Here is a 22,253-nt window from a genome sequence, read left to right on the forward strand (position 1 = left end):
TAGGAATGCTTTAAAGATTTTAGAACTTTATAAGTATCCATCTGAGATTATTGATGATGCTAGAAAAGTAGAACAATCTTTTATACCAAAAGTGGATACTAATTCCTACACTTAAAACTTAGCACAAGGAACGATGAACTTTCTATTACGTCGTTTCTTTCTTCTACTGGCCACTTCATATATGAGAGAAATTTCGTGTGAACCTCCACTATTAGAGATTAATCGAGAAATTGTAATGTCGTAACTGTAACCGATACTAATGTTATAATCAGGAATGCTATAACCCACTAGAGCTATTATTGCATCGTTGTTGGCATAAGTAGGTTCATAATGTTTGATAAGTGGTAATCCTCGATACCATAATCCAAAAACCAATGGACTATTGTTGTAGTAAAATCCCAAATCCAATTGATCAAATTTTCCTTGAGATTTGTATTGAAAAGCAACTGTAACATTTTGAGCAGTAGCTTTATTTACAATCTTATCCTTGATAGAAAATACATATCCCCCATGCATCGAAAATTTCATCGGCAGTTCGCTTATCGTATTATTACCTGACAACAATGTTTGATTCGGTTCATTCAAATGATTCAACGACATCCCGAACCAATATTGCGGAGAATACAGTAAAACCCCAGCAGAAATGTCTGGATAATTGATATTTTGATCTGCAAATGCTTCTGTATCTCTAGTCACGGGTGATTCATTTTCCAATTGATCGTTGAAAACCAGTTTGGAATAATCTAAACTTCTAAAGGCATATCCAAACTTTACCCCTCCCATCACAAATAATTCCCGTTTTATTTCGAACCGATACGCATAACTCAAGGCAATCAAATTAGTCGTCAAACCAAAAGAACCTGACTCTTCTCTGTTTGCCATCAATCCAAACCCGGAATTGATATCTGCAGCATTGTAATCATACGAAAAGTGATAGGCTTTAAACCCACCGGGAATAGACGGCCATTGTAATCTAGAATTCGCCGCAAGTCTGTGTTCTACTGTAGTTCCTGTGAAAGCGGGATTTACATACAAAGGGGCGGCATAAAACTGCGAAAATTGCATGTCCTGCGCTTTTCCAATGAGCGTTAATAGAAAGAATGATATGATTACAAATATTAATCTCATTCTAAGTCTATTTTTTTCAATTTAAATTCAATACTCGTTCTTCCCATTAATTCTTCGAGCGAAAAAGAAACCGTTTTTATTAATTCTTCGAAATCTACAGACTCAATTACTACTTCATATTCTACATTGGGATCTACTAGAAAAATAAATCGTCCGTCACGAGTTCTAGGGGTGTAAGCTCCGGCTATTTCATTTGTTCTTAAGTCATAAACAGTCACTGATGCACCATTTGGATTATCAATGATGCTTGGTATTTGCGCCTTTACAACTGATTGCCGCAATGATTTTTCTAAATAGTTAATTCGGTAAATATCCTGACTGCCCTCTCCTCCTGCTTTAGCTGAAGAATAATAACCATGTTGTTCATTTGCTGAAATAACAAAATAGATATCATCGGTCGTAGTATTAATTGGGAACCCTAAATTCTCAACTTCTCCCCACTGATTATCTCCATTTAACTTTGTTTTGAACACATCAAATCCGCCCATGGTTTGGTGCCCCTTAGAACTAAAATAAAGCGTTTTCCCATCTGGATGAATAAATGGTGCATCATCATCATAAGGGGTATTAATTTGATCTCCTAAATTTAATGCCTCACTCCACTCTCCATTTGGCAGTTTGATCACTCGATATAAATCAAATCCTCCAAATCCACCTTCCCGATTACTTGAGAAATAAAAAGTCCGGTCATCAATACTGATACTCGCACTTGGCTCGATGCTAAACTCTCCATTTATCTTATCAGACATTTTAAGAGGCGCACTCCAAAAACCATTAATCTGTTGGCTTTCGTACAAGTCTCCACCCACCAAATTGGTATTGGTTTTAAATAAAAACATGGAGTTTCCATCAGGACTTAATCCAACACATGCATCATGTTTCTCAGTATTAATACTTCCTTTTATCGGAATGGCTTTAGTCCATTCTCCATCTATATTTACACTTGAATACACCTCTTCATAATACTGTCCAGTCACGTCTTTTAATTGGTGTTGGTCATTTGGACGCCTACTCGTATAGTATAAAAAATCTTCGTTAGCAGTAATCAAAGGAACATAATCAGGATATTCACTATTGATATTTGTACCTAAATTTTTTATAGTTACTTCTTTGGGATTTTTAAACTGATCTCTTGCAAAATCAATTTGTTCCAATAAGCGATCTATTTCTTTTTCCTCAATCTCACTCGATTTTATACTTTTCAACATCAGCTCAGCCTCATCAATGTATGATTGATAATGTAATATTTGAGCTAAATAAAACTTAGCATCTTCAACAGTATAGAGAGTTTCCTGAAGAAACGGTTTCGCTTTATCAAATTCATGCAATTTGAAATACGAATAACCTAACTTGTATTTGATGTATTGATTCCCCTTATCTTTTAAATATAAATTTTCAAAAAGCTCTGCAGCAGTCCTATAATCGCCATAAGCAATGTATGAATCTGCTTCTTCATACGCGATTCTATCCTTTTTGCTGTAGCCTTCTGTTTGTGCCAAAGCAACAGGAACTAGACTAATTAGTAATAAAATAAGTAGTAACTTTTTTCTCATAGTTATCTCAATAATAGCAAATCACCTGTTTTAACCACTGTTTCTCCATCGGCGAAAGTAGCTTTCACTTTCCAGACATAGGTATCTTGTTTTGAAAGTTGTCCTTTGTAATATCCATTCCATCCAATATCCTGATCGGTTGAAACGAATAATAATTCACCCCACTTGTTAAAGATATTCAATTCATAAGTCTCTGCACCCACAATTAATGCATAAAAAACATCGTTTAATTCAGCAAATCCAGGATTCCTTTTCACATTACCTGCTCCGGAGCCATTTCCACTACTTCCAGGTGTAAATGCATTGGGAACTCGAATACTACCTTGTAACTCTGCGATTACTGTTCTTCCTAAATCAAATGTGTCGTTGCACCCAAATGAGGTTTCAGCAATTAAGAATATCGGAAAAGTTCCTTCTTCAGTATAATAATGGGTAGGATTTCGTTCTGTAGATGTATTTCCGTCTCCAAAATCCCACAAATAACTGTCAGCATTCACCGAATAGTTGATCGTCACTAATGGATCATTCGGTATGAAAATCTTTTCTTCAGGTCCTTTATTGATGGTAAAGTTGGCATTTGCTCTTCTATAGACTTCTACATAATTCGTCTTTACTTCAACATCTTCGCCTCCATCACCAATGGCTCTTAATGAAACAGTAAATATTCCAGGCTGTCTGTAGGTATAAGTTGGATTTCTTTGACTTGAAGAACTTCCATCACCAAAATCCCAAATGTATCGATTGGCATAAATGGATTGATTTTGAAAAGTAACTTCTAGTGGTTCACATCCGCTGATGCTATCATTAAAATCGGCAACAGGAATAGGTGGTATGATATCAATTTCCCTAAAAATACTGTCGGAACAAAATGGAGTACTTGCTTTCAGCCAAATTTTATAAGTCCCCCAATAATTATACACATGACTTCCCGGTGAACGAACAGTTGAAAAGCTAGTATCCCCAAAACTCCAATTGTAAGTCCAAGGACCAGCATTGGTTGTGTTTACAATATTAACAGTTGAACTTGGATACATTTGAGACAATGGACTTGCTACAAAATCTGGAATTGGCGTAGGTCGAATGGTGACCTGATTGACAGCAGTATCCTTACAGTTGTAGATTGAATTGGCAATTAAACTTACATTAAAGGTTGTATCTGCACCAGTAGTATTAACAAATGTGTGGTTGGCAATTAATCCCTGAGAAGTAGCTCCATCACCAAAATTCCAATTGTAGCTATTCGCTCCAAAAGATTGAGAACGGAAAGTGACAGGAAAAGGAGAACATCCAATTGTATCAAATGTATAATCCGCTATCACTTGTGGATTCACAGTAAATACTTGATCCAACGTATCGGCACATCCAAATGCAGTATAAACTCTCAATTCTGTGCTGTAAGAAACTGGAAATAGCGAGGTTTGATTAAAAAAGGTATGATTGGTAATTAAGTTGCAGTTATTTAAACTATTCCCATCCCCATACACCCAACTACAAGAATCGTCGATGATGGAGTTGTTTGTAAACTGCACTTCTAGTGGCTGACATCCTCCTGAAGTAGAAGCTACAAAATCAGCTACTGGTTTAGGATGCACCAAAATATCATAATCCAATGAATCTAAACATTGCTGCGGAGATCGAACGATTAATTTCGCTTTGTAAGTCGTATCGGTTTGTCCGTAATTGACATAAATGTGATTCGGATTAGCTATATTTGAGATAACTCCATCTCCGAAAGTCCATCGATAAGTAGCACCACCAATTGAACTGTTACTAAAAATCGCTTTCAATGGGCTACATCCTACAGTGTCTACAGTGAAGTCGGCGATAACTTGCGGGTTCACTGTAATCGTTTTACGCAGCGTATCCTTACAACCGAAATCGGTAAAAACATATAAGTTAGTATTGTAAGTCAAAGGTGTTGAAGATGTTGTATTAGTAAAAGTATGCGCCTTCCCTACAAAGCAAGTATCGTTAAAAGTCCCATCACCCCATGACCAACTACAAGAATCCGCTATTAAAGAAGCATTGCTATAATTCACTTCAAGTGGATGACATCCTATGGTTTTGTCTATCGAGTAATCTGCAATAGGCTTTGGATGCACTCGGATTGGAATAGTGATGGAATCGAAACAAGATTGAGCCGATTGAACCAACAGTTTGGCGTAAAAAACGGTGTCAATTAATCCTGTGTTCACATAGGTATGATTTGGATTTAAGGTATTACTAATCACACCATCGCCAAAGTCCCAAAAGTAATTGGTTACGCCAGTAGAAAAATTACTAAAGCGAACTGAATGAGGACTACAGCCAACGGTATCAACAGTGAAGTCTGCAATAATATTAGGATTTACTGTAAGTGTTTTACGAATCGTATCCTTGCAACCATTGTCTGTAAAAACATAAAGATTAGTAGCATACACAATAGCTAATGAAGAAGTCGTATTGGTAAATAAATGTGACTTAGTAATGAAACAAGTATCATTAAAAGTACCATCCCCCCATGACCATCTACAAGAATCAGCAATCAGAGAGCTGTTGGAGTAATTCACTTCAAATGGATGACAGCCGACAGTATTGTCTATTGAGAAATCAGCCACTGGCTTTGGATGAACACGAATAGGTATCGTAATTGAATCCAAACATAATTGAGGAGAACGGACTAATAATTTGGCATAGAAAACAGTGTCAATTAAACCGGTATTTACATAAATATGGTTTGGATTTATTGCGTTACTGGTAACACCATCACCAAAGTCCCAAACATAATCTAAAGCTCCAGTAGAACCATTGTTGAATCGCACTGAATGTGGGCTACAACCGACAGTATCAACAGAATAATCGGCAATTATATCAGGATTCACTGTGATTGTTCTTCTTAACGTATCTTTACAACCATTATCCGTAAAAACATACAGATTAGAGGCATACACAATAGGCAATGATGAAGTTGTATTATTAAAAGTATGAGAATTTGCAGAGAAACAATTTGTATTGAATGTTCCATCTCCCCAATCCCATCGGCAAGAATCTGATATCAAAGAGTTGTTCGTATAATTCACCAATAAAGGGTGACACCCCACTGAGTTATCAATGGTATAATCTGCCACAGGCTTAGGGAATACTGTTACATTTCTAATTGCTGAATCCACACACATTTGAGGTGAGCGTGCAATTAATTTTACAGAGTAAATTGTATCCTTTAATAATGGATTCGTAAAAAGATGAGAAGGCGCATTCAATGTTGAATTAACTCCATCACCAAAACTCCATTGGTACCCCGCCGCACCGGTAGATTGATTGGTGAATGCAACTGGATATGGTGTACAACCAGCAGTATCTGAAAGAAACTGCGCCACTACTTTTGGATATACTTCAATTTGCGTTGTCGCGGTATCTTTACATCCTTGAGTTGTTCTAGTAATTAATCGAACAGTTCGATTAACAATTGCTGCTGTATTGTTGGTGAACGTTTTTGTAAAAATAGCATCTGAAGTATCACTTGTTGTTCCATCACCAAACCTCCAATCATAGAAATTTGCCCCTGTACTAGAATTGGTAAATTCAATTGGCAAAGGTTGACAACCCCTTATAGTATCTGTGCTAAACACTGAAGTTGGGTTCGGGTAAACCAATACACTTCCAAATGAAGTATCACGACACCCAAAACTATTGATGGCAATCAATCGAATATTAAACAACTGATTGTTGGTGGTATTATTAACATAAGTATGCGCAGGGTTGGCTCCAACAGAGGTATTCCCATCTCCAAAATCCCAATTATAGCTTACCGCTCCTACTACCACAGGAAATTGAACTCGTAATGGACTACATCCCGAATCAGGCAAAGTAGTAAAATTGAATATTGGTTCAGGATTAACGGTAATTACTTTTGTGGTGGTATCTCGACAACCATTATTTGAAAGCACTACTAATTGAACGTTGTAATTACTGATAAACAATGTTTTGTTATCAAAAACATGCGTTGGGTTGGTATCAGTAGAAAGCGCAGTTCCATCTCCAAAATTCCAGATGTAACTTAAGCTGTCTCCTATTGTCAAATTCGTAAAATTGACCGTAATAGGGCCACAATCTACCACTGCATCTGATGTAAAATTAGGGGAAGGAACAGGGAATACATCGACTGTATCTGTAATGGTGTCGATACATCCGAAGGTAGTAGATGCAATAAGAGTTATTATAAATGAAGTATCCTTATCAGATGTATTTACATATTCATGAACTGGGCTCCTATTGGTATCAATTGGACTTCCATCTCCAAAATTCCATTTGAACTTAGTGGCATTCGGTGACGATGTATTGGTGAATGATACGCCTAGTTTAGAACAGCCACCATCAGGAGAAAGTGTAAATCCGGCTGTAGGTAAATTTTCTACTACAATAGGAATTGTATCTCTAGCCGTACAGTTGGCCGTAGAAACTTGTAAAATAATATTATATGTCCCTCCAGAGGTAAATACAGTTGTCGGATTTTTAATCGTTGCAGTCGATCCATTGTCGAAATCCCAAAACCAAGAAATTACAGGATCTCCTATAGCTGTTGTCGATTGATCCATAAAACTAGCCACTGAATTGACGCATACAGATGCAGGTAAAAAAGCAGGAATTGGAGTTTGATAGACATTTACAACCTTTGTAACAGAGTCAGGACAGCCAGAACTATTTTCAGTGTACAATTTAACTGAATAGGTTCCTGGGGAAGTATAATTTTGTGATGGCGGGTTTTCTCCAATAAAAGTATTTCCATTCCCAAATGACCAACGCCATGATACTGCACCAGTGGTCGTATTCGTAAAATTAACAATCATGCTATCACATGCATTGTTATTACTCAAAGTGAAATCTGAATTTGGGCTAGGATTAACATATAAGTCAACAAAGGCGGTATCTCGACAACCATTTGCACCGGCAACTCCTGCTATTAATCCTATTCGATAATCTCCAGGAGTATTATAGGTTCTGTTCTTTGGGTTGCCATTCATGGTCTGCCATCCACTCCCCTGATCAAAATTCCATCGATAGGTATTCGCTCCACCAAAGGAACCATTGGTAAAACGTACTGTTTCTCCAGCACAAATCGTATCCTTATCGGCTGTAATAACTGCAGTTGGAGCGCTTGTAATGGTCACACTAATTGTTGTCGCATCTGTTCCACAATAACTACTGTCGATTAAGGTAACGGAATAGGTTCCAACTCCCGGGTATTCAATGGGCGGTGGGTTAATAATAGGTGGATTCCACGGACGCCAGTTGATAATTGAATCGTATCCTTTGCCCCAATAATCTCCAAAATTCCAAAATTCGTAGCGCTGAGAATTGTTACCTTCCGGAAAACAGTTTCGAATGGTTGAATTCGTAAATTGAAAAGTATTGTCGGGAAAACATTGCAATGTAGCTGAAGGTGTAATCCGAGCTTCATCCAAATCCCACACCTTTAACGGAAAAAAACTTGCCGTTGAAGTACCACAAAAGTTAGTTGCTTCAAGGGTTACTTCTAAGTTACAACTCTGAACGCCAACACCGGGTAGATAGATGTGATTAATTGTATCACCTAAATTGGTAGAATTATAGACTTCTACCGGACTTCCATCTCCAAAATTCCACGTAAAAGTGGTTGTATTGGAAACTTGAGTTGAACTATTAATGAATCGAAACAAAATAGGCGTACAACCAAAGTTGTCATCACCAGCAGGCAGCTGAATGGATGCCAATGGATTCCTTTCTAAAACGACTAACCCATTGATTGTACATCCGGTCCCCGTCTCAATCAATGTTACATTAAATGTATTGGTTGTATTGGGATAAGTATGCTGAATAAATGCTGGTGGTGTAATATCTGCTCCACCTCCTGAATTTCCATCCCCCCAATTAATGGTATAGGGACCGATTGCATTATTTGTTTGAAGAATTAGGGTGTATGATCCGGGTGTACAGTTTACCCACTGAGGATTATTATTTGTAAAAACTCCATTACCGTCTAATACACTAAAGCATTGACCATAGGTAGAAATACCTACCAAAAGCAAGGAAAATAATAGTAGAATTGTCTTTTTGCAGGGGTTTAGCATGACTGTTTTTACGCAAATAAGATAAAAAAGGTTAACATCTTTTATCAAATAAAAGTAATGAATTTAGAATAAAAAATAACGACAAACTGAACTTGTTCGATATCAAATTATAGGAATCTTATTCTCTGTTTTTTTTAACAAAAAAAGGCAAGAATCATGTTGACCCTTGCCTTATTATCTAATAGAATACTTTAAACCAATTAATCCCGGGCAATGATCAATTTCTTACTGAACACTCCCCCATTTTCTCCTGCAAATCTCAAAATGTAAGTTCCTGCATATAACGTTTGGACGTCAAAATGTGCTATCGAACTTCCTTTATTAATGCTAGTCATTGCTACTTTTCGTCCTGACATGTCCAACAAAGTCACCTCTACATTATGTGTTAATAGACTACCCAATTGTATAGCAACTAATTCAGTGGCTGGATTTGGAAAAATAGAAATATTTAATTGCTCCCATTCAATCTCACTAATTGCTGTAGTTGTAGAAATATACCGAGTGGTATTTTCTGTTATTGAAGTCACTTTTCTATCGGCGAAATTTCCATAAAAATAAGGTCCCACAACGTATGGGTAAGCAGAATTCCAATTGGCATCCACTGTAGCGAAATAAGCGTAGGTTCCATTTGGATATTCAGGAGTCACACAAAAACGACCATTGTGCTCATCTAAATAATCTTGTGTTGCATGAGAATACCATTTGTAGTCTTCTCTAAAATAACCCAATGGATATGTAGTGCTAACCGCTGGTCCTGATGAAACTGAAGTGCCGGCAGGAGAAGTTGTTCTTGTCGTTATGTTTCTCTTTTCGTAACCAGATTTGATTCTACTAATTCCGCCTGTGCCGTCTGTATTTTTATAACCATAAGCTCCATAAATCGGATAACCGTCATAAGCAAATCCAATTAAAGGAGAATGCACCGTGCTATCTATCACATACAATCCATTGGCATCATATAAATTACAAATAGAAGAAACGACATTTAAATCCAATTTAAACGCCGATGGATTCTGATGGTGGTGATAATTTCCCATAGCAGGATGACCTTTAGAACAATCAAAACCAATCATTTCTGAAGGTACCGCATCCCTATTCCAGTCTTGTGACGCCATAGGACCTCCAGGACAAGGAGCATTCCCCGGTCCACCGCAAGGTGAATTCGTATTGGAATTCCAAGCGACTCCATCGCGGTAATCAAATAAGGCAACTCCATTTATGAAAACTCCAATATTCCCGCCTATTGTTGTGATCAATGTTCCAGTATTCGGTGTTGGATTTCTAGGAATTTTAAATATCGCAGACTGATCAGTTGCTTGTGATGGATTCCCATCTTGAAATGGACCAGTTGGATAAGAAGGTACTCCCTTAGTACTGATGTAAACAAAATTACTTGAGTATTCTACTCGCTGGCAATTCACTAAAATGTTATTCGCAATTGGAGTTGAATTTCCAGACATATAATAACTACCTGTGTTTACTGTATCTTGTAACCAAGATGTTACATCAGGAGTCAATTGTGCAAAGGAACCAGCAGACATTGCCATCGCTCCAATTAAAAGATTAATTTTTTTCATACTATTAGTTTGATTTCCTCTTAGACGACAAACTTTTATTTTTCCTTCCATTTATTTAATAATTCTCTTGGAAATCGATGTTTTTGATCGAAAACAAACTCTTTATCATTCAAAGTCAATAAAAAAGCGATTAAATCAACTTGAGCTTTTGAAGACAAATCAATTTTTTTTAACCCATTTTCTTTAAATTTTTTCTGAATTTCCTTGCTGTTATAATGATTCAACACTTCATTTAAAGTATAGTATCAACCATCGTGCATGTATGGATAACTGTACTTCAAATTTCTTAAAGAAGGAATTTTAAAATACAAACTATCTTTTGAAACCTGCGTAACTACTCCCTTTCCAAAATCATTCAATAATGAATCCATTTCGATAAAGTTCTTCTCAAATCCATAAGTTGAAAATAAGGGTTCTTGATGGCAAGAATTACAGTTTTTTTGAAACAGCTTATAGCCTTTTAATTCTTGTGAGGTATATTCATTTTCGCCTCGTTTCACTTGGTCATATTTCGAATTTGCAGAGATTAATGTCAATTGAAATTGAGAAAGTACTTTTAATAAATGTTCCCCAGTAACGATAGAATCTTGATAAGCTTCATAAAATTTCTTTCTATAAAATCGATCAGCTTGAAGTTTTTGAACAACCACATTAATATCAGAACCCATTTCAATACTGGAACTTATTGGTGCTAATGCCTGCATGTCTAAATGATTGATTGCTCCATCCCACATGAATGAATTCTGCCAGGCCAAGTTAAAAAGCGCTGGTGCATTTCGAGTTCCAATACTATCTCCGATTCCATGACTCAATTTATGATCATTATGAGCAAATGCATTAAATGGTGAATGACAAGTAGAGCAAGAAAGCGAATTGTCTAGCGATAAAATTCCATCGTAAAACAACAAACGCCCTAATTTTACCTTATTAGAATCAAGCGGATTATTTTCAAAATTATATTTTGGCTTGGGGAAATAATCTGGATAAATCAAGGTTCCATTTTCGAAACTTTTGAAGCTAAAAAGTAGCATAATAATAAAAAAGAAAGCAAAAAACCTTAATCTCATTTTTGAATAATAAATGTTTCTCCGATCAATTCGGTCAACTTAACAGCATCTTTACTCGGACTCATTATGGTATTTACTGTTTTAAGATCAATTTTTTCAATCCATTTATCCAGCGGCAATTCTAGAATCCTAGGAGAGTTACTCTCTGCTTTTAAGTGAACTTGAGTCACATTTTTATTCGGAAAACTATAGCCTCCAAGGTGGAACTGGAACTCCTTATTTTTTGAAGGAATAACTTCCGATTTTCCTTCTAATTTAAAATTGATGTATCCACTTTGCCACGACCAATACATTCCAATCGTTGGGTCTAAATCTCCACCAAAAGCACCAGAAACATTGGTAATGCTATCAATTCCTACATTAAATTCAACCTCCGAAATAGGCCTATCTTCAAGCACCTGTCCCATAACTAACGTTTTCGGTTGAGAATAATCAACCAAGTGATACTTTTTAGCCATAGTGTCTTTCTTGCCGTCTTCTGTGACCAATGCAATATCTGAAATGTAAAATTGCAATTTATTAAATTGAATACTATCCTTTAGTGCATCTGAATAATAATTCTTTCCCAATTCCAATTGCTGCCCTTGAAACGTTACTTGAATTGACAACACATTCTTAAGTTCTTGAGCGTAACCTAAAATTGGTAGGAAATACAGAAAAATGAAGCTCCATCTTAATTTCATCTCGGTGGTTTATCTCGATTAAAAAGTCTAGTTAACTCTTCGGTGAGCGCTTCAAAGTCATTCAGCTGTTCTGGACGACAGATACTTTTTATCTCTAAAAAGTGATCAAAGTGTTTGCGCTCAATTTTTTGTTGAATTTCTCCTATTTTATTGATAATAATAGACTGACTCTCTTCACTACTTGAACTTTTTAATTGAATATATAGGTTCCTTTTTAGTTCATTTATTTGACGATCATAACCACGAATTGCTTCAAAATGAGACTTAATTACTTCCTCATATTGCATGATCTGAGTATCATCAAAGTGTAATTTATCAATGATAACTCTTTTCGGTTCATGCCTCCCGGGCCCACCCATTGGTCTATTATTTGGCCCTTTTTGAGGTCCATTTAATAGAAAGAATACTAAAACTAAGTTGCAGCACAACAATGCAACAATTATTATGAGGTAAAATTTATTTATTTTCATAATACAGCAAATTATTAGTTTGAGGAAGCACTTCGCTGATATCTGATGAGGTATTGATTTGTTGATTTTCTATGACCACATAAACTTCAGTTACCATCAAACAGATTAACAAAGCAGCAGCAGTTCTCGCCCAAAATAATGGGATAATCTGCTTTTTCGGTTGCGCTATCCTATTTTCAATCTTAGCTAATAAATCAGCGCTAGGAGACACTCGATTAATATCCTTTAATAGTTGTAGTTGTTTTTCCATTTGTTCCATAGACGAATTACTTTTCATTTTCCTTCGAATTTTCGATTAAAATTTTCAATTTTTTTTTTGCACGCTGAAATAATGATTCTACCGCTTTATAGGATAACTCCATAATTTCACCTACCTCTTCCATCGTTAGTCCATCCACTTTTAGCAGAATGATCACTGTTTTTTGATTTTCGGATAACTGATTAATCAGTTTAAAAAGGTGTTCCATCGACTCCCTTTGTTCCATTTCCACTCCAGGGTGATTAAAACCTTGATCGGGAATCTCTATTTCTCCAGCATCTACTCGTCCAGAGGAGAAAAATGACCACCTTTTTTTTGACTTTTTTACCTTGATATAGTCTAAAGACTTATTGATGCTCAATCGATAAATCCAAGTCTTAAGTGAAGCTTCACCTCGGAATGAATCAATCTTTTCATGTACAATCAAAAATACGTCTTGCGTTATCTCCTCAGCATCTTCAATATTTTGAGTGTATTGAAGTGCCAGGTTATAAACCATACTACCATATAATTGATATATTTCTGAAAGATTCATTTCCACCTTTAATCAATAATAATACGAATTTTGAAATTCAAATCAGGTTGTAATAGTTAAATTCTCTACTTATAAGAAAGTGGTTCCTTTATATTGATCCAACATCCAGCCGGTAATACTGTACCTACTTTTATGAGCAAGGGCAACTTCATGTTCGAGGATTTCACTCCGAAACACCACTAATCGGCCCAATAACGGATTAACCACTACTGTTTTTTCAGTTCCATTTTCTTGCAAATACAATAATAATTCACCACCATCCCCTACTTTCCAATCGGGATTTAAATAAAAAACAAAGCTGAGTTTTCGGTGATCTGAGAGTTTTAGTAGATCTAAATGCCGCTTGTAAAAAGTACCTGATGGATAATGTGCAAAATGACATTCGAAGTCCTTCAAACTTAAAAATAACGTTCGATTGAAAAATTTCATCATCGCATCCACTTGGTCCATATAAACTTGAGATGCTGCAGACAGATTATTGTTATCCAACCATTTAATTTCATCCCCTCGAATGGATCGATCAATTTGATGCATTCCCAACGTCCCAATTCCTGCCTTTTTAAAATTCCCTTCTTCTTTATTTTCATAAAGTACTTCCAAACAATCCAACGCTTCTTGATCGGATAAAAAATTATCTATAATGGCATAAGAATTTATAGCCAAGCTATCTGCGATAGCATCTAACAAACTAACTTCTGTCACATTAGAAGTTTCGTCGTAAACCTGTTCAAAGTCAAATCGAGTTTTCAATACGTTCAAATAGTAATTTTAATTGAAAGGCAAACTTAGATAAAATGCAAACAGCACAGCATCTTCTTTATTTTTTAGACTTGCTATCTCCTGCGATGAAAGTCTTGCCTTCAATAGCCAGAACTGTATTCTTGAATACCGATTTCGTTTCCTTTAAAACAGGATCTAAATCCGTGTACCGATTTGAAAAATGACCAATAATTAATTGCTTCACTTTTGCTTTTTCGGCCATTGTTCCGGCCTGTATCGTTGTAGAATGAAAGGTCTTCTTCGCACGTGATTTCTCTTGCTCTAAAAAGGTCGCTTCATGATAGAGTAAATCAACTCCTTCTATTATTGGAAGAATCTTTTCATTGTATGCAGTATCTGCACAATAAGCATATGAAAAAGAAGGATGAGGAGCATCTGTTAATACCTCATTCGAGATCACTTCTCCATCTTCAGTTGTAAAATCAACGCCTTCTTTTAGTTTACCTCTATAATAATTGGGCACTTTATAAAACTCTACTCGTTTTCCATTGATTCTACGAGGTTTTACTCGTTCTTGAAATTTGTAACCAAAACATTTGATTCGGTGTTTCACTTCAAAACAAGTGACAATCACCTCTTCATCTTCAAAAATGGCGTCGTCTTTGCCTTCCACTGCATGAAAAATTATTTTGTAACTCAAGCCAGGTCCACCAATGTATTTGAACTGCACTTCTACTACTTCTTTTAACTCCTTAGGACCATAAATATGAATGGGATTTTTTCTCCCCAAAAGGTGCATGGTGGACAATAACCCCACAAGCCCAAAAAAATGATCCCCATGCAAATGAGAAATAAAAATATGATCAATCTGCTGAAATCGAACTTTGTACCTGCGCAATTGCAATTGAGTACCTTCGCCACAATCCACTAAAAATTGGGTGCGTTCGGTGGAAACTAATTGGGCGGTTTGATTTCTATTTAATGTGGGTGCTGCAGCGCTACTGCCGAGAATGAGAACAGATAAAGCCATGAATTAGATAAAGTCGTCCAAACCCTTTTCCAACTCTTCCATAAAAATATAGTCCATGGCTTCGTTGTAGGAAGGAACAATATTCAAGATTCCATCCAATTGAGAGATCTTGATCAATTTATCTACTGCTGATTGTAAACCGCAAATGACTAGCGTTCCTCTACTTTCTTTAGCCACTCTATTGGCGACTAGAATAGCACTTAATCCCGAAGAATCACAATACTTTACTGCAGAAAGATCGAGAATAAAATTAGAGAATCCAGACTCATTTAAAACCAATACGTCGGCTTTAACGGAGGGCGCAATTATAGCAGTCAGTTTCTCTACTGAGAACTTAAAAACTGCGAATTTCTCTTCCTTGATGATTTCGTATTCCATAATAATAGTGCTGTTGCAGACAAATATATATAAAATAATTCCTTATAAAAATTCTCGACCACTCAAAAGATATAAAACTGCCATACGCACCGCTACTCCATTTTCAACCTGATTTAAAATGATTGAATGTTCTGAATCTGCGACTTCAGAAGTTATTTCAACTCCTCTATTTATTGGTCCAGGATGCATGATGGTAATTTTCTTGTCCAATCGACTCAATCGTTCGCCTGTTAGACCATACATATTGGCATATTCACGCAAAGAAGGAAATAATTTGACTTGATTGCCTTCAGCTAAATTGGTCTGACGCTCCAATTGAATTCTCAACATCATGGCTACATCGCACCAAGCAATGGCTTTATCTAAATTATACTCCACTTCCACTCCTAATGAAGCAATGTATTTTGGAATCAGTGTGGGTGGCCCGCATACTTTAACGATTGCACCTAATTTTTGTAAGCAATAAATATTAGAAAGTGCGACTCTTGAATGTGCGATATCTCCTACTATTACAATTTTTTTACCCGTTAAATCCCCGTGTTTTTCTCGAATTGAAAAGGCGTCTAATAATCCTTGAGTAGGGTGTTCGTGAGTTCCATCGCCAGCATTGATAATACTTGCTTTGATATTCTTTGAAAGAAATACAGCCGCCCCAGGATTTGGATGCCGCATGACCACTACATCCACTTTCATGGCCAAAATATTATTAACGGTATCTATTAAAGTTTCTCCTTTTGATACAGAAGAACCGCTTGCTGAAAAGTTAACGACATCCGCTGATAATCGTTTTTCTGCCAACTCAAAAGACAGCTTTGTTCGTGTTGAGTTTTCAAAAAATAAATTGGCAATTGTGGTATCCCTTAAGGAAGGCACCTTTTTAATCGGTCGATTGATGATTTCTTTAAAATTATCAGCCGTATTGAAAATTAATTCAATGTCCTTTCTTGTTAAGTTCTTAATTCCTAATAAGTGGCGGGTTGACAATTTTTCCATTCTACTATTCTGGGGTATATAATATTATTTGATCCTTACCGTCTGCCTCTTTCCACTCTACTTTCACTCGTTCTTCCGAGATAGAATCTACTTGAGTTCCAATATAATTTGCCTCTACAGGCAAATGTCTACTGTATCTTCGATCTACTAAAACCATTAATTCAACATCTGCAGGTCGGCCATAAGCTAGCATTGCATCCAATCCTGATCGAATGGTTCTACCGGTGTATAAAACGTCATCAATTAAAACAACTCTTTTGTTTTCAATCGTAAAATCGATGCTTGTTGCATTTGGAATCAATGGATTGGCTCTTCTTCTAAAATCGTCTCTAAAAAAGGTAACATCCAATCGGCCTAACAAGACCTTCTTATTCAGGATGGCTTCTAATTCTTTGTGAATTCGATCTGCCATAAAAACGCCGCGAGGTTGAAGACCAATAATAACGGAGTTAGAAAAGTCATGATGATTTTCAATCAACTGATAACACAGACGTTTAATTGTCAGCTGTAATTTTTTGTGATCTAATATGAGTCGCTCATTCACCATGTCGAGCGCAAAGATAAAAATCTAAACTGATGTTCCCTCGTTTCTACCCTCAAATATTTGAAAGAAACTCTTAATTTTATAAATTCAAAAAATCAAATAGAATATGTTATCAGATAAGGTAGAAAAAGCACTTAATAAACAAGTTAGAATAGAAGCAGAATCTTCTCAAGTATACTTAGCAATGGCTTCTTGGGCAGAAGTTAAAGGATTAGAAGGTGTTGCAGCTTTTATGTACATGCATTCTGACGAAGAGCGTATGCACATGTTGAAGTTAGTAAAGTATATTAACGAAAGAGGTGGACATGCTACTATTTCTGATTTAGTTGCTCCTAAAACGGCTTATGGTTCTCCTAAAGAAATGTTTGAATTGTTGTTTAAACACGAAGTAACCGTTTCTCAAAGCATCAATGACTTGGTTGAAATTTCATTGAATGAAAAGGATTTCTCTACACACAATTTCTTACAGTGGTATGTAGCTGAACAAATTGAAGAAGAAGCTTTAGCACGAACAATTTTAGATAAAATCAACTTAATCGGCGACGATAAAGGTGGACTGTATTTATTCGATAGAGATGTAAAAACGTTGACCGTAACCCCTGCGGCTGTCTAGTATTTTTTTAATTTTTCTTATTTAGAATGATTTTAAATAGGTAATTTTGACTCATCAGCAGATGGGAAAAAAGAAACTTATAAAAGCACATAAAAAGATCCTCAAGAAATTAGACTTGAAGACGAAGTGCTGCGACAAATACAAAAAAGGTAAGGCCTGTGGTCGATGTCCTTATATGTATTTATTGCGCGAAGAAATAATCGAAAAATAAAAAAGCATCCAAATTTGGATGCTTTTTTATTTTGGTTTTACTTATTGCTATTTTCAAGGAAGTTCTCCTTTTTACTAGAGATGAAATTAAACACCTCTCGAATTGTTTTTCGTCGGATCTTTTTCACCAAATCCATATCGGACAGCTTCAAAGTGTATTGAAATTTTAGCTCTAAATAGTCCATCTTCATTTCCACTACCTTTAAGTTATAAGAACGTGGTTCGATGTATTCACTAAAACTTTCTAATGAGGAAATGATCTCTCTTTCCAGTTGCTCTATATTGTCAATGTATTTCAACGCAATTTGAAAATCTACATTCATCAAACGAACATCTCGGCGCGTATAATTGATAATCTCGTTGTAATGCACTTTAGAGTTAGGTAAGATAACTACATCATCGTCATCGTTTAAGATTTTCACTTTCAGCATACTGATCTCAATTACTTTTCCTTTTTGATGATCGATTTTAACGTAATCGTTGATTTCGAATGTATTTGAAAAACTCAAGTAAATACCGCTTAAAAAGTCAACAATGTATTCTTTGGTTAAAATAGCAAAAGCAGCCGCAACGATAGTTAAAGAAGTAATTAGCTCAATCGGCTTTACCCCTAACAGACTCATAAACAAAACCAACAAACCTCCACCTAACAAAAAATTGGCAATATTCTCTATTCCAAAATGAACGTTGTTCTTTTTGTTATTGGTGATTTTTCGACTTCTATTGTAAAAATATTTTGCCGAATTGGACAACAAATAAATCAAAAGGTAAAAGATGATGAATCCTAAAATTGACTTCATCAGATCCGTCTTTGCAATAAACTCAGATGCTTTTGAATCTACAAATTTTAGGTAAATAATCATCACCAGTAAAACCACGTAGGTCGTTGACTTCCATTTATTTTCCATAAAATAGATATTCTTAATCTGTTAATTTAAAAAGTAATACGAAAAGTTAATCAATGGATATTGAAAATTGAGGACACTCCATATCTGCGCAAAATTAAACTTTTGAACCCACATATTTGGTGTGATTTCTAAATGAACATCACCTTAATTCACTCCAAAAAAAATGGACTGATTATTCCAATTCTTTTCCGCTGGTGTCTTCCTCTTCTTCATTTAACCCACGGTTTACAATGTAGTTTTTCCAACGCTCGATGACTTGCTTCATATCGTCCGGCAAGTCTGAGGTAAACTCCATCCACTCTCCTGTCTTTGGATGTGTGAAGCCCAATGTTTTGGCATGAAGTGCTTGTCGGGGTAGAATTTCAAAACAATTATTGATAAACTGCTTATACTTTGTAAAAGTGGTTCCCTTAAGAATTCGATCTCCACCGTATTCTGGATCGTTAAACAATGGATGACCAATGAAACGTGAATGTGCTCTAATTTGGTGCGTACGTCCAGTCTCTAATTTATATTCCACCAAAGTGACATATCCAAAACGCTCCAACACCCTAAAATTGGTAATGGCTGCTTTTCCAAATTCTCCATCAGGAAAAATATCCATTAGCTTTCTATTCTTTAAGCTCCGGCCAATATGGCCCTCAATTCGTCCGCTGTCTTCCTTCATATCTCCCCAAACTAGTGCTTGATAAGTTCTGCTGGAAGTACGGTCGAAAAACTGCTTTCCTAAATGCGTTAAGGCATGTTCGGTTTTAGCAATCACCATGATTCCTGTGGTGTTTTTATCCAATCGATGTACCAAACCAGGACGGCCTTCGTTTCCGTCTGCTTCAGGTAAATTATTGATGTGGTAAATGAGTGCATTCACCAATGTTCCACTGTAGTTCCCATATCCAGGGTGAACCACCAATTCTGATGGTTTATTGAGCACCAATAAAGTGTCGTCTTCATATAAAATATCCAAAGGGATATTCTCTGGAATCAACTCAATCACTCGTGGAGGATAAGGCAACACAAATGAAATTTCATCCAACGGCTTCACCTTGTAATTGCTTTTCACCGTCACTCCATTCACCACTATGTTTCCTTCGTTGGCGGCATCTTGAATTTTATTTCGAGAAGTATTGGGCAAACGATCGTTTAAAAACTTATCAATCCGCAAAACGGCTTGGCCTTTATCGGCCACATATTTATAGTGCTCAAAAAGCTCATCACTATCCTGCTCTTCGTTAAAATCTTCCTCTTCTATCATCTAATGTGAAACTATAATTCGTTTGGTGACTGATTGTCCTTTTTGATCGATCAATCGGATTAGGTATACCCCATTTTGGTGATTGCCTAAATCCAATTCATGTTGTTGTACAAATTGATCCTCTTGTATAACTCTCCCTTGTATATCAAACAGCTGATAATTTACAACCGACTGATTGTCCTCTGACATTCTCAAGGTCAATTTCCCGTTGGTAGGGTTTGGATAAACCATCAAATCAAATGTTGGAAGCGATTGTTTTTCAACTGAAACCTGTGTTTTATTAATTCTAAAATAAGGACGTAGCATCATTGTTCCAGGATTGATAGCACCACTTGGAGAAGCAAATGAAACACCTCCATTTAAAGAATAAAACATAGAGTTTTTACGATCATTACTAAAGTCATACCCTACATTTAATGATCTAAACGTATTCTGTTCTATTCCGATGTAAAAATCACCACTTACTAGTAGGAAGGTATCTAAATGGTAGGTTCTAAATCCATTCTTATCAAAATATGACACGATATCTTTCATCGGCTTTTTGTACAATAGACTATCCATAGTCAAATCGCTCCAAACACATAAATTAAAAGTACTCCCTTCTATGTCAGCTCCTTGTTGTAAGAAATAAACACTAATTGCAGTCAATGAATCTTCTTCAACAAATGAAGTAAACCGCTGCGCCACTATCCCTTTTTTTCCAAAAGTAGTATCTGATAAATTCACACCATATCCAGCCTCTGCAGTTCCATCGTCATAGGCCAAATAATGGTCGAAACGCTGTTCGTGAAAAAGAGTGTCGTTTTCTGGAATAAAATCCGATGCACCTGTATTGTTAAATTGCGCAACGAATGTGGTGGTAAAAGTGTGCGCCGTGTCCATATCAGTTACAGGATATTCAAAATTTAACGGACTATTTTTTAAAGGATAATTTCGTCTTTGAGTTTCACCTCCATTCAAAGTAGTTGTAGTTGCTGTGTTTGATGGAAAAGGAAATTGTGGATAATAAGCTCCTGATGGATCACCGACAAAATAACGGAAATAGACTGTTTTTGAATCGGTTGTGTTATTTCCAAAAAAATTAGAAATCGTATCTCTCATTGTTGCTCCGGCCAACGCTGCATATTGCCAAAATGGAATCGCTGAATAGTCCTTCAACATGCTCGGATAGTTCGACTTAATGGCTACGTCATTGTAAACGATATCAAATCTAGTTCGTTGTTTATTTAAATAAACATAATCCAAATTCCAATTGTCATAGGCACCTGAGAGGTTCCCTTTATTGTTGAACCTAAATTGAAATCCATTGGCTAAAAAAGCACTATCTACAAACAAAATCTCTTGCTTGAATGGAGCATTCGGTCCACCTTTAGCTCCCCAAATCGATTTCCAACGATTGACACCTACATCATAAAACTGCAATACTAAAGAATCGTTTGGCTCAGGAGCGTCTCTGCTCAACCCTTGAGGCTGATAATAAAAACTCAAATAAACAGAATCGGCGCGTGTTAAGCCTGACAAGTCAATTGGAGCAGATGTTAAAAAGTCCGCATCACCATAGGTGTTCGTCGCAGAATTATCGTAAGCGCGTCCATAACGGTCTAATCCGTCAAAAGTAGCCACTCCATATGATGGTGGATTAAAAGCAAAACCATCATTAATCAATACAAAATCATTTTGCCACAAGGATTTCTTTCCATCTGCAGGAACAAGGTAACTTTGTATGGAATCTTGCTCATAATTAAATGCTGAAGGAATAGTATCCAATGGTTTGCCTAGGGTATCATAAATATTATAGGCCGGATAAACTGATCGAACAAATTGTTGATTGGGATATACCGAATAATCTTTTATAGTTATGGAAATTTGTGGATTAGCAGTAGTATCGATTACTGAACTATCCGCATTAAAGCGATAAGTATTTGTTCTCAATTCAGAAAAACGATCTGAGGTATCAGAAACTTGATTGCCTATGTACAGATAATAAAATACGGTATCAATCACGCCATTGTCCGTTTCTTTGGCGTTTAATTTTCGCATTTTATCTCGAGTAAAGTCGTCTTTAAAAGGCAGGCTTAGTGTATCAAACAAGTAAATAAACGATCGATACTGTTCTACTTTATCTTGACTAACAGCAGGCGCTCGATGAAATAAACTTGGATTGGAAGAAGGTACAGTTAAATAATCTTGAGCAAAAGTCCCAAAAGACAACACACATAAAATCGCTACAAATAATCTTTTCATTCT

At 36.2% G+C, this 22,253-nt stretch carries 18 protein-coding genes; 1 reads left to right on the top strand and 17 read right to left on the bottom strand.

The window, feature by feature from the left end:
- Window positions 1-111 precede the first annotated feature (111 nt).
- The 14 genes from ACTB0X_RS00005 to pyrR form a co-directional block, all read right to left on the bottom strand.
- A complete protein-coding gene (locus tag ACTB0X_RS00005) occupies window positions 112-1,128 on the bottom strand; it encodes a PorP/SprF family type IX secretion system membrane protein (RefSeq protein WP_463022914.1) in 1,017 nt (338 codons plus the stop codon).
- Complete coding sequence (locus ACTB0X_RS00010) at window positions 1,125-2,681, bottom strand: tetratricopeptide repeat protein (RefSeq protein WP_463022915.1); 1,557 nt, start codon at window positions 2,679-2,681, stop codon at window positions 1,125-1,127. Before ACTB0X_RS00010 ends, ACTB0X_RS00005 begins: the two co-directional genes overlap by 4 nt.
- Window positions 2,682-2,683: 2 nt before the next feature.
- Window positions 2,684-8,767, bottom strand: a complete 6,084-nt coding sequence (locus ACTB0X_RS00015; RefSeq protein WP_463022916.1) for a PKD domain-containing protein — start codon at window positions 8,765-8,767, stop codon at window positions 2,684-2,686.
- A 200-nt stretch (window positions 8,768-8,967) separates the two neighbouring features.
- Window positions 8,968-10,344 carry a YHYH protein gene (locus ACTB0X_RS00020; protein ID WP_463022917.1) on the bottom strand — a complete coding sequence of 459 codons (1,377 nt, stop codon included), beginning with the start codon at window positions 10,342-10,344 and terminating at the stop codon, window positions 8,968-8,970.
- Window positions 10,345-10,589: 245 nt separating this feature from the next.
- On the bottom strand, window positions 10,590-11,411 hold the full coding sequence (locus ACTB0X_RS00025; protein ID WP_463022918.1) for a cytochrome-c peroxidase: 822 nt from the start codon (window positions 11,409-11,411) through the stop codon (window positions 10,590-10,592).
- Window positions 11,408-12,094, bottom strand: coding sequence for an MbnP family protein (locus ACTB0X_RS00030; RefSeq protein ID WP_463022919.1), 687 nt, complete (start codon window positions 12,092-12,094; stop codon window positions 11,408-11,410). Before ACTB0X_RS00030 ends, ACTB0X_RS00025 begins: the two co-directional genes overlap by 4 nt.
- Window positions 12,091-12,564 carry a hypothetical protein gene (locus ACTB0X_RS00035; protein ID WP_463022920.1) on the bottom strand — a complete coding sequence of 158 codons (474 nt, stop codon included), beginning with the start codon at window positions 12,562-12,564 and terminating at the stop codon, window positions 12,091-12,093. The genes ACTB0X_RS00030 and ACTB0X_RS00035 overlap by 4 nt, the downstream gene beginning before the upstream one ends.
- Window positions 12,551-12,841: a hypothetical protein gene (locus ACTB0X_RS00040; protein WP_463022921.1), complete on the bottom strand. Its 291-nt coding sequence runs from the start codon at window positions 12,839-12,841 to the stop codon at window positions 12,551-12,553. Before ACTB0X_RS00040 ends, ACTB0X_RS00035 begins: the two co-directional genes overlap by 14 nt.
- Window positions 12,831-13,358, bottom strand: a complete 528-nt coding sequence (locus ACTB0X_RS00045; protein ID WP_463022922.1) for an RNA polymerase sigma factor — start codon at window positions 13,356-13,358, stop codon at window positions 12,831-12,833. Before ACTB0X_RS00045 ends, ACTB0X_RS00040 begins: the two co-directional genes overlap by 11 nt.
- 69 nt (window positions 13,359-13,427) lie before the next feature.
- Entirely contained in the window at window positions 13,428-14,117 is a 690-nt protein-coding gene (locus ACTB0X_RS00050) for a 2OG-Fe(II) oxygenase (protein WP_463022923.1), read from the bottom strand.
- 58 nt (window positions 14,118-14,175) lie between these two features.
- Entirely contained in the window at window positions 14,176-15,108 is a 933-nt protein-coding gene (locus tag ACTB0X_RS00055) for a ribonuclease Z (protein WP_463022924.1), read from the bottom strand.
- Window positions 15,109-15,111: 3 nt separating this feature from the next.
- Window positions 15,112-15,486: an STAS domain-containing protein gene (locus tag ACTB0X_RS00060; protein WP_463022925.1), complete on the bottom strand. Its 375-nt coding sequence runs from the start codon at window positions 15,484-15,486 to the stop codon at window positions 15,112-15,114.
- A 42-nt stretch (window positions 15,487-15,528) separates the two neighbouring features.
- Window positions 15,529-16,479 (bottom strand): aspartate carbamoyltransferase catalytic subunit, encoded by a 951-nt coding sequence (locus ACTB0X_RS00065; RefSeq protein ID WP_463022926.1) that lies wholly within the window; start codon window positions 16,477-16,479, stop codon window positions 15,529-15,531.
- A 4-nt stretch (window positions 16,480-16,483) separates the two neighbouring features.
- On the bottom strand, window positions 16,484-17,026 hold the full coding sequence (gene pyrR / locus ACTB0X_RS00070; RefSeq protein WP_463022927.1) for a bifunctional pyr operon transcriptional regulator/uracil phosphoribosyltransferase PyrR: 543 nt from the start codon (window positions 17,024-17,026) through the stop codon (window positions 16,484-16,486).
- A 103-nt stretch (window positions 17,027-17,129) separates the two neighbouring features.
- On the opposite strand from pyrR, the gene ACTB0X_RS00075 reads away from it, so the two are divergent.
- Window positions 17,130-17,636 (top strand): ferritin, encoded by a 507-nt coding sequence (locus tag ACTB0X_RS00075; protein ID WP_463022928.1) that lies wholly within the window; start codon window positions 17,130-17,132, stop codon window positions 17,634-17,636.
- Between the two features lie 248 nt (window positions 17,637-17,884).
- Here ACTB0X_RS00075 and ACTB0X_RS00080 read toward each other — a convergent pair whose 3' ends face one another.
- The 3 genes from ACTB0X_RS00080 to ACTB0X_RS00090 form a co-directional block, all read right to left on the bottom strand.
- Window positions 17,885-18,754: a mechanosensitive ion channel family protein gene (locus tag ACTB0X_RS00080; RefSeq protein WP_463022929.1), complete on the bottom strand. Its 870-nt coding sequence runs from the start codon at window positions 18,752-18,754 to the stop codon at window positions 17,885-17,887.
- A gap of 172 nt (window positions 18,755-18,926) precedes the next feature.
- A complete protein-coding gene (locus tag ACTB0X_RS00085) occupies window positions 18,927-20,006 on the bottom strand; it encodes an RluA family pseudouridine synthase (RefSeq protein WP_463022930.1) in 1,080 nt (359 codons plus the stop codon).
- Window positions 20,007-22,250 (bottom strand): T9SS type A sorting domain-containing protein, encoded by a 2,244-nt coding sequence (locus ACTB0X_RS00090; RefSeq protein WP_463022931.1) that lies wholly within the window; start codon window positions 22,248-22,250, stop codon window positions 20,007-20,009.
- Window positions 22,251-22,253 lie beyond the last annotated feature (3 nt).

The sequence above is a fragment of the Acidiluteibacter sp. genome (assembly GCF_055129545.1).